General features: G+C 63.7%; 9 protein-coding genes. 4 read left to right on the top strand and 5 right to left on the bottom strand.

Annotated elements, in window-relative coordinates; all coding sequences use genetic code 11:
• Positions 1-177: 177 nt before the first annotated feature.
• Positions 178-1,311: a helix-turn-helix domain-containing protein gene (locus AC1DYD_RS35390; RefSeq protein ID WP_478177402.1), complete on the bottom strand. Its 1,134-nt coding sequence runs from the start codon at positions 1,309-1,311 to the stop codon at positions 178-180.
• Here AC1DYD_RS35390 and AC1DYD_RS35385 point away from each other — a divergent pair.
• Entirely contained in the window at positions 1,304-1,585 is a 282-nt protein-coding gene (locus AC1DYD_RS35385) for a fumarylacetoacetate hydrolase family protein (RefSeq protein ID WP_478177401.1), read from the top strand. The two genes, AC1DYD_RS35390 and AC1DYD_RS35385, sit on opposite strands and share 8 nt — an antisense overlap.
• Positions 1,586-1,647: 62 nt before the next feature.
• Here the strand turns inward: AC1DYD_RS35385 and AC1DYD_RS35380 are convergent, their stop codons facing one another.
• Together AC1DYD_RS35380 and AC1DYD_RS35375 are read right to left on the bottom strand one after the other, a co-directional pair.
• Positions 1,648-2,193, bottom strand: a complete 546-nt coding sequence (locus tag AC1DYD_RS35380; protein WP_478177400.1) for a flavin reductase family protein — start codon at positions 2,191-2,193, stop codon at positions 1,648-1,650.
• Between the two features lie 14 nt (positions 2,194-2,207).
• Positions 2,208-3,473, bottom strand: coding sequence for an acyl-CoA dehydrogenase family protein (locus tag AC1DYD_RS35375; RefSeq protein ID WP_478177399.1), 1,266 nt, complete (start codon positions 3,471-3,473; stop codon positions 2,208-2,210).
• Between the two features lie 165 nt (positions 3,474-3,638).
• Here AC1DYD_RS35375 and AC1DYD_RS35370 point away from each other — a divergent pair, with 165 nt between their 5' ends.
• Positions 3,639-4,142: a MarR family winged helix-turn-helix transcriptional regulator gene (locus AC1DYD_RS35370; protein ID WP_478177405.1), complete on the top strand. Its 504-nt coding sequence runs from the start codon at positions 3,639-3,641 to the stop codon at positions 4,140-4,142.
• Between the two features lie 45 nt (positions 4,143-4,187).
• Positions 4,188-5,147, top strand: a complete 960-nt coding sequence (locus AC1DYD_RS35365; RefSeq protein ID WP_478177398.1) for a LysR family transcriptional regulator — start codon at positions 4,188-4,190, stop codon at positions 5,145-5,147.
• 14 nt (positions 5,148-5,161) lie between these two features.
• Here AC1DYD_RS35365 and AC1DYD_RS35360 read toward each other — a convergent pair whose 3' ends face one another.
• A complete protein-coding gene (locus tag AC1DYD_RS35360; RefSeq protein WP_478177397.1) occupies positions 5,162-5,449 on the bottom strand; it encodes a dioxygenase family protein in 288 nt (95 codons plus the stop codon).
• 266 nt (positions 5,450-5,715) lie between these two features.
• Positions 5,716-6,699 carry an amidohydrolase family protein gene (locus AC1DYD_RS35355; RefSeq protein WP_478177396.1) on the bottom strand — a complete coding sequence of 328 codons (984 nt, stop codon included), beginning with the start codon at positions 6,697-6,699 and terminating at the stop codon, positions 5,716-5,718.
• A gap of 344 nt (positions 6,700-7,043) precedes the next feature.
• Here AC1DYD_RS35355 and AC1DYD_RS35350 point away from each other — a divergent pair, with 344 nt between their 5' ends.
• Positions 7,044-8,420, top strand: coding sequence for an MFS transporter (locus tag AC1DYD_RS35350; protein WP_478177395.1), 1,377 nt, complete (start codon positions 7,044-7,046; stop codon positions 8,418-8,420).
• Positions 8,421-8,441: the final 21 nt, after the last annotated feature.

Here is an 8,441-nt window from a genome sequence, read left to right as displayed (position 1 = left end):
GGCCTTCCCTGCGGGTTGCCGGGCCAAGGGGCCGTCTGCGGCGTTGCCCCCGCTTGCGGCGTTGCCCCCGCTTGCAAGGCCAACGCCTTGCATGTGCCAACGCACATGCCGCGTCGCGCGCCTTGATTGGCCCGTCCTGGCAGGCCTTCGCGACCCCGGAAATAGTGTGAACAGGCCCTAAGTCGAGCGCCGGTAGGCGGAGGGCGTGACGCCCCAATGGCGGTGGAAGGCCTGGCTGAAGTGCGCAGCCGAGGGATAGCCGGTCGCCTGGGCAACGTCCGCCAGCGGCATCCGCGATCCGTGCACCAAACGGGCGGCCGCCTCCATCCGCTGCAGGTTCAACCACGCGTGCGGCGTGGTACCAAAGGACACTTTGAATGTGCGCGAGAAATGGAACGGGCTCAGCCCCACCAGTTCGGCCAGCCGGGCCACCGGCCAGCGTTCATGCAGGGCGGCCGCCACCGCCTCGGCAAGCCGCGTCATCTGCCGCTTCGAAAGAGACGCGTGCGAACTCTGCGGCAGCGCGTGGCTGGCGTAGTTCTCCAGCAGGTGCAACGCAAGGGCCAGTGCAAGGTTCTCGCCGAAGGCCGGATGCAGGGAGATATTGTTGTCGAGGGAGCCGAGCAGCACTTGAGCGAAACCGGCCAGCACCGGGTCGCTGCGGCCGAAGCAGCTCTCCAGGTGGACGTCGCCGCCCGCGGCCCGCTGCAGCCACGCGGGCGCGAGGTTGATGATGATGTTGTCGCGTCTGGCGGTGCTGCGCCAGAAGCTGGGCAGCCCCGCCGGCACGACCATCGCCTCGCCCGGCTGCCAGCGTGTCTGCGCAACTGCGTTTCCCTGGCGCTGGAACAGTCCGGTGGGTGTGGAGCGGCGCAGAAGGATGGTGTGGGCACTCACCGGTGGAACGTAGACGTCTCCCAGCGGGCCGACCTGGTGCCACACGACGAGGCCGCTCCAGGGCCGACCGATGCTCGAGCGGTGCATGTGTCCGGGCAAGGTGTGCCACGGCTCGTCCGTCGTCCCGGACGCCAGTGCGTGCCAGCGATCGGCATCGAATTCCCGGTCCAGGCCGGAATGGGTCGCAGTCGGGGAAGTCAGCTGCATGTGGGAAGAGGCAGTGTGTGCGGGTTCTCGCGCCCTGGCATCGTAGCGCGCCACGACGGGGCCTGCGCACAGGAAGCTGTGAACCCTGAGCACGACCCTGGCCTTCACGTGAGGGCTTGCCAGCACCTTCTCGACTGCCGCGGCATGATACGACTGGATCGGGCACAAGTGCTTCAACGGATCGTGTCCTCTCGGGCCGGTGTTCACGCCGGCCGAGTTCGTCGGCTCGCCGGAGGACCTCGACATCAAGCTGTGGGTCAACGGCGAGCTTCGCCAGGACTCGAACACGCGCAACCACCTGTACAGCGTCGCGGAGCAGGTCTCCCACTTGAGCGAGCGCACCGACCTGTATCCCGGCGATGTGATCCTGACCGGAACCCCCGCGGGTGTCGGCATGGAAACCGGCACCTTCCTGAAGCGCGGCGACGTGACGAAAGTATGGATCCAGGGTCTTGGCGCGCTCGAAACCCGAATCGTCTGACCCAGGCGATCGCTGGGCTCTATGCCTGAGTGCCCGGAAACTTGCCGGACACCTGGTGCGGGCTATCGGGGCCGTGCCAGGGTTTCCGCGAGTTGCCAGAGCGATCCCATCTGCCCGGAATGGAAGAGCAAAGGCGGCGTATCGGTCCGCGAGAAGCGTTCGACGCGGCCGAGGATGATCGTGTGATCTCCCTCCTGGTGGCGCGAGTACGTCGAGCATTCGAAGGTCGCGACGCTCTCGACGAGCCGCGGGCATTCATTGGGGCCGACCTCGAATGCTTCGGAGAAACGCTCGAACTTGTCCGCGGCGGGCTTCGCGAAGTGCCAAGCCAGATCGCGCTGGTCTGCAGTCAGCACGCTGAGGTTGAAGGATCGCCCGGCAATGAACACGTCGGCGCTGCGGGTGTCGTCGCGGATGCTCCAGAGAATCAATGGCGGATCCAGCGATACCGAAGCGAACGAATTGATGGTCATTCCCTCGCGCTTGCCGTCAGGCGCCGCTGTCGTGACGAGGCACACGCCCGTGGGGAAGGCGCCGAGTGCCTGACGCAACTGGCGGGCGTCGACCGTGTCGGCCGCATCGCCCGTGATGAGAGCCCAGGAGTACATGGCCGATGCTCCGCTCAGTACTGGCCCTTCGGCTCGAGGCCGAGCAGGTATTGCCCGACCATCGACGAGACCGCGTCCCAGTTGAGACTGATGTGGCGCGAGATGGCGTTCGTGTCGCGCCACATGCGCTGAATCGGTTGGTTCAGCGCCAGGCCCGCGCCGCCTACGCTGGCGAAAACCGCTTCGACGGCGTCGCGCGAGAGCCGTGCGGCGAAGGCATGGTCGCGGCGATTGCGAATACGTTGTTCGATGCTGATGATTCGGCCATCGGCCGCCATCTGCTCGACCTGCGCGGTATCACGGTAGAGGAGCAGCCGCGCCGCGTCGACGCTCGCCGACGCTTCGGCCAGACGAGACTGCACCGGGAAGAACTCGCTCAGCCTGTTTCCCCCTCCGGACACCGCTCCCCGGGTGACGCGCGAGCCGGCCAGCTCGATCAGCTCGTCGACGGCGCCTTGCGCGGTTCCGACAATCGGCGAGACGAGGCACACGGGGACTGCGGACAGGAACGGGATGCGGTAGATCGGGTTCACGTTGACCTTCGAGCCAGGCGGGCAGTTCGAGGACGCCTCCGCGAAGCTCAGCTTGCGGTGTATCGGAACAAAGGTCGGCTTGTCGATGACGACCGCCTTGGATCCCGTCCCCGCCTGGCCAGCCACGTGCCAGTTGTCCTCGATCGCCCAGTCGGTGCGCGGTGCGAGAAGAAAGCCCGCGCTGGGCGGCGCGCCCTTTTCTTCCGGAGGGAACTGAACGCCGAGCAGCGCCCACTGGGAGTTGTCCACGTTGGAGGCGAAGAGCCACTTGCCCTGCACCAGGTAGCCGCCCTCGACCTTCTCGGCCATCGTTGCTGGTGCATAGGACCCGCAAACGATCGCATTGGGGTCCTTGCGCCACACGTCGTCCTGGGCTTCCTCCGGGAATGTCCCGACCAGCCACTGATGGATGGCGCCCAGGGAGCAGCCCCAGGACGACGAAGTGCAGCCGCGAGCGAGTTCGCTCACCACATCGATGAAGGCGGTGAATCCGAATTCGTAGCCGCCGTAGCGCGCGGGCTGCATCAGCTTGAAGAAGCCTGCGTCATGGAATGCTTGCGTCGTCTCATCGGAGACCCGGCGGTCCTGCTCGGTCCGTTGGGCCCGAAGGCGAAGCATTGGAACCAGTTCATTTGCGGACGCAACTATTTTCTCGATGGACGGAGCGCCCTTGACTGGCGACTTCCGACCCACGGTGGGAAGGTCGAACTGGTTGAGTTGTGCGAACAGGGTTGCGGCGTCGGTCACGAGTGTCTCCAAAAGGTAGGGTGTATCTCAGTCCAGAGGCCTCGATTGAATCTCATAACAATTGCAAATGCAATTAATAAGTGCCTAGGGTTTACGCTATATCGGTGACAATATTCGCTTGTAAGATCCCTCATGGCCAAGAGAAACACATCGGCGGTGGTGCCCATGGGGCAGCGTAGAGCAGGTGCTGTCGTGCTCAGCAATTCGATTGCGCTTGCAGACAAAGTGCCGAATCACGACCTGGAACGGGCCATTCCGTACTTGCTTGCACGTGCAGGAACCAGAATGGGGCAGTCGTTCAGCCGAGAGCTCAAGCAATTCAAGCTCTCGCTGACCGAGTGGCGGGTCTGCGTCGCCCTGCACCATCAGGCGCATCAGCGACTCTCCGATCTGGCATTGCACACATCGACCGAAGCCTCCACGCTCTCGCGCGTGGTCGACGGTCTTCTGCAGCGCGGCCTGCTGGTGCGGGATCGATCGGACGAGGATGCCCGCGCCCTCGCGCTCAGTTTGACCGAGGCAGGGCGCGATCTGACGCTGCGCATCATTCCACTTGCACAGGTCTATGAGCGCGTGTCGTTGTCCGGACTGACCCCCGTGCAAGCCGAGTCCCTTCGGGACATGCTTCGGATGGTCTACGACAACCTGGCAGTGCTGGACAACGAGTGACGGCTTCCCGAGCCCTGCTCGAACGAAAAGACCGGAGACGACGCGGTGAACATCAACTCCATTGATCTGAATCTTTTCCTCGTGTTTCAGGCGATCTATGCCACGCGCAGCGTCACGCTCGCGGGCGACCGCCTCGGCATGACGCAGTCCGCGGTGAGCAATGCCCTCAAGCGCATGCGCGAACGCTTCAACGACGCACTGTTCGTTCGATCCGCGGACGGCATGGTCCCCACGCCTGCCGCCGAGCGCCTCATCGCTCCCATCGAGGAAGGCATCGCCTGCCTGGTGCAGGCCATCGACCAAGGCAGAACGTTCGAGCCGGAAACCTCGAGCCGCACGTTTCGAATCGCAGTCAACGACATCGGGCAACTGGTCATGATGTCCGAGCTGCTTTCGGTCGCACGCAGCATTGCGCCCGGAGTCCGCTTCGAAACCGTGGATGTTTCGATGGCCGAAGCCAGGCAGCGGATGCTCCATGGGCAAATCGACATCGCGCTGGGCAGCTGGGAGCTCATGGGACCCTCGTTCTACCAGCAGCGACTGTTCGATGAGACATTCGTCGTCCTGATGGCCAAGGCGTCTCGCCTGGGCACTCGCCGGCGCATCACGCTCGACGACTACCTCGCGGCGGAGCACATCGCGTATCGGCCCCAAGGAACGACCGACTCTCGACTTCGGCAGATACTGGATCGAGCCGGTGCCCTCGATCAGCGCCGTGTCGTCCTGACCGCCGCCCACTCGCTGGGCCTGTCGTCGATCGTCGCCACATCGGGATTGCTGCTGACCGCGCCGGCTCGCCTCGCCATGGCGATGGCGGGATCCCGCACGGATCTGCACGCCGTCGAGGCGCCATTCGAGGTCGAGCCCTTCGAAATTCGTCAGCAGTGGCACGACCGCTTTCATCAAGACAGTGGAAATCGCTGGTTGCGAGAGCTGATCTTCGGTCTGTTCCATGAGCGATCACGACCGGCAGCGGCGGCACACGTGCAGAAGGAGTGCGCTTGAAGATCTCCACGTCGCTATTCCTTCGCCGCGTTGTTCAGGACGAAGTCGTATTCCAGCGTGTAGCAGGGGACTTCCATGCGTGTGCCGTCGGGGGCCAGGCCCGGCCCATGCCGCCGCCAGTCGGCGATCAGCGAGGAGCGCACGCCGAAGACAGCGTCCGAGTCGAGATAGGTGCCGCCTGATCGAAACACGTGCGTGACGAGTGTTTCGTAGCCCGCAGCCTTGATCATGAAATGCAGGTGTGCCGGGCGCCACGGGTGACGACCGAGTCTCTCCAACATCTGGCCGACATTCGCCTGCATCTCAGCGCTCCACCGCGCTGTGGCGCGACCTGCGACACATGAAACCGGCGTAGTCCGATACCAGGGATACCGCGGAACCGAATTTCTTCGGAGGGTGTTTCATTTCAGTTGCTCCACCGCGCCCGGCGCGACCCACGACGCATGAAACCGGCGCAATCAAAGGCCAGGAACACCGCGGAACCGGCTTTGCCGGGCCGCTGGTGTTGCCCCCTTGAGGGGGAGGCGCCGCAAGGCGCTTCGGGGGTGAGCTTCATTTCAGCGCCGGTTCAGGACAGATCGAGCTTGAACAGGGACGACGCGTTCGTTCGGCCGATCTTCTTCCGGTCGGCCGCGCTGATGCTTGCGTGGTTGAACCAGTCCGAAGCGTGGTCGACGTTCTCGAAGGGCCAGTCCGTCGAGAAAAGGATCCGGTCCGATCCGACTTCCAGCATCGCGTCGATCAGCGTCTGGGTGCGGAAGTTGCCGGACGTGGTGAGGTAGAAGTTCTCGTGGAAGTAGTCGCAAAGCTTGCGCTTGGCCGGATAGCCCTTCGGTGCCTTGACCCAGGCATTGCGGTGATCGACTCTCCACATGTTGTAGGGAAGCCCTTCGCCCAGGTGGCCCAGGATGATCTTGAGACCAGGATGGCGATCGAAGAGGCCACTCGCCATGAGGCGCAGGGCGTGGACCGCGGTTTCCTGGGCGAACGCCCATGTGGGGCCGAGCAGCCACGGGTGACCTTCATAGATCTGCGCCCAGCTTGCCAACGGATTGCGTGGATGCAGATAGAACGGCGCGTCGAGCCGCTCCGCCGCAGCCCAGAAGGATGCGTACTGCGGTGCATCGTAGTAGACAACGTTGTCAGGCGTACCGACCTGCGAGAACCCGTTGACCAGCGCGCCGCGGAAACCGAGTTCGGTCATGCACCGCTCGAGTTCCCGAGTTGCCTTTTCAGGATCCTGCATCGGCAGGGCGGCGAATGCCTGGAAGCGGTCGGGTCGCCTGGCCACCTGCTCAGCCAGAAAGTCATTGGCCCGGACCGAAAGCTCGCAGGCCTTTTTCGGATCGGGCACCGCTTGAACGGCAGGCGCGTTCAGCGAGAGGATCATCATCTCCATGCCGTGCTCGTCCATCTGGCGCAACCGGCCTTCATGGATGTCGAGGAGGCGAGCGCTGAGTTCCCTCCAGTAGGCTCCAGGCACGAAGCCAGCCGAATCCTGCAGCGTTTCGGGAATCGCAAAGTGTTCCTCGAGCCCGATCTTTCCTTGCATGCCCATCTCCTTCGTGCGACGCGAGGCGCAAATGCTTGATTTCATGGCGGCGCCACAGCGGCACCTTCCTGATTGGCGAATCTACGGGTGCCTCGCGGCGCGGTCTAACGAAAATCGGTGATAGCGCGCATTCGCGCAGCGCATGGTGGAGCAGGGCGGCACGGGTGGGAAGACCCGCCCCAACATTTCCAGCCGTCATAGGGCCTATCCGAAAAATGCGTTGGACCCGTCAAGCCGTGGTCTCCATCATTTGCGGCGTCGCCAGGCAACCCTCGCTGCGAGATCGCGCACCGATGTTCAGGCCGTGACAAGCCATTCTTCCCATTCGATCGGAGACAAAAGCCATGCGTCAAATCGACCTTCACAAGCTGGCCGACGATACCCGCTTCAACCGCTTTCACAGGCTCGTGCTGCTCTGGTGCGCACTGATCATCGTGTTCGACGGCTATGACCTGTCGGTGGTGGGCATCGCGCTGCCGTCGATCATGTCCCACATGGGCGTCGACGCGACCCATGCGGGGTTCATGGTGAGCTCGGCGCTCTTCGGCATGATGTTCGGCGCCATCTTCCTGGGCACCATCGCCGACAGGATCGGCCGCCGCTGGGCCATCGTCTTGTGCGTGGGTCTGTTCAGCATCTTCACTGCCGCAGCCGGCCTGGCCAAGGATCCCGTCACCTTCGGCGTGATGCGCTTCCTTGCCGGGCTCGGTATCGGCGGCGTGATGCCGAACGTGGTTGCGCACATGACCGAATACGCCCCCAAGAAGATCCGCGCGACCCTTGTCACCCTGATGTTCAGCGGCTATGCGGTCGGGGGAATCATCGCGGCGATCCTGGGCAAGAGTCTCATCGAGATCTACGGCTGGCAATCGGTCTTCTTCGCGGCGGGCCTGCCGGTGCTTCTGATTCCGTTCATCCTGAAATCGGTTCCGGAATCGATGCCGTTCTTGCTGGCCAAGGGCCGAACCGAAGCGTTGAAGCAGATCGCTTCGAGGCTCGACCCGAGCTACAAGCCGCTGGCCACCGACCGGTTCCTGGTGCCGGCAGCAGACAAGGCCGACAGCGCGCCCATCAAGCACCTCTTCCGTGAAGGTCGCGGCTTCAGCACGGTCATGTTCTGGATCGCGTTCTTCATGTGTCTGTTCATGGTCTTCGCGCTGAGCTCCTGGCTCACGAAGCTGATGGCCAGTGCCGGCTATAGCCTGGGCTCGGCGCTGACCTTCGTACTGGTGTTGAACAGCGGTGCAATGATCGGCGCGATCGGGGGCGGCTGGCTCGCCGACAGGTTCCACATCAAGTACGTGCTCGCTGGCATGTATGCGCTGGCCGCGGTCTCGCTGACATTGCTGGGGTACAAGATGCCGACACCGGTGCTGTTCATCCTCGTGGGTTTGGCCGGCGCATCGACGATCGGAACGCAGATCGTGGCCAACGCCTATACCGGACAGTTCTATCCGATGGCGGTGCGGTCCACCGGTCTCGGGTGGGCATTGGGTGTCGGCCGCAGCGGAGCGATCCTGGCGCCGATCCTGATCGGCGTGCTGGTTGGCATGAACCTGCCGCTGCAGCAGAACTTCATCGCCATCGCGATTCCGGCGGTGGTCGGCATGATCGCGGTGTTGCTGATCCATCACGACCGGTCGGCCTCGGTGCAAGGCATGGGCGCAAGCCCGGGATCGACTGCGGCGCCGGCGAACGTGTCCGTGCCGCGCGGGACCTGATAATGCGCAGATTGAAATCTT

The organism is Variovorax sp. P4_B11 (assembly GCF_056402355.1).
Note: the sequence above shows the minus strand (reverse complement) of the source record. Positions and strands in the feature narration are given on the sequence as shown.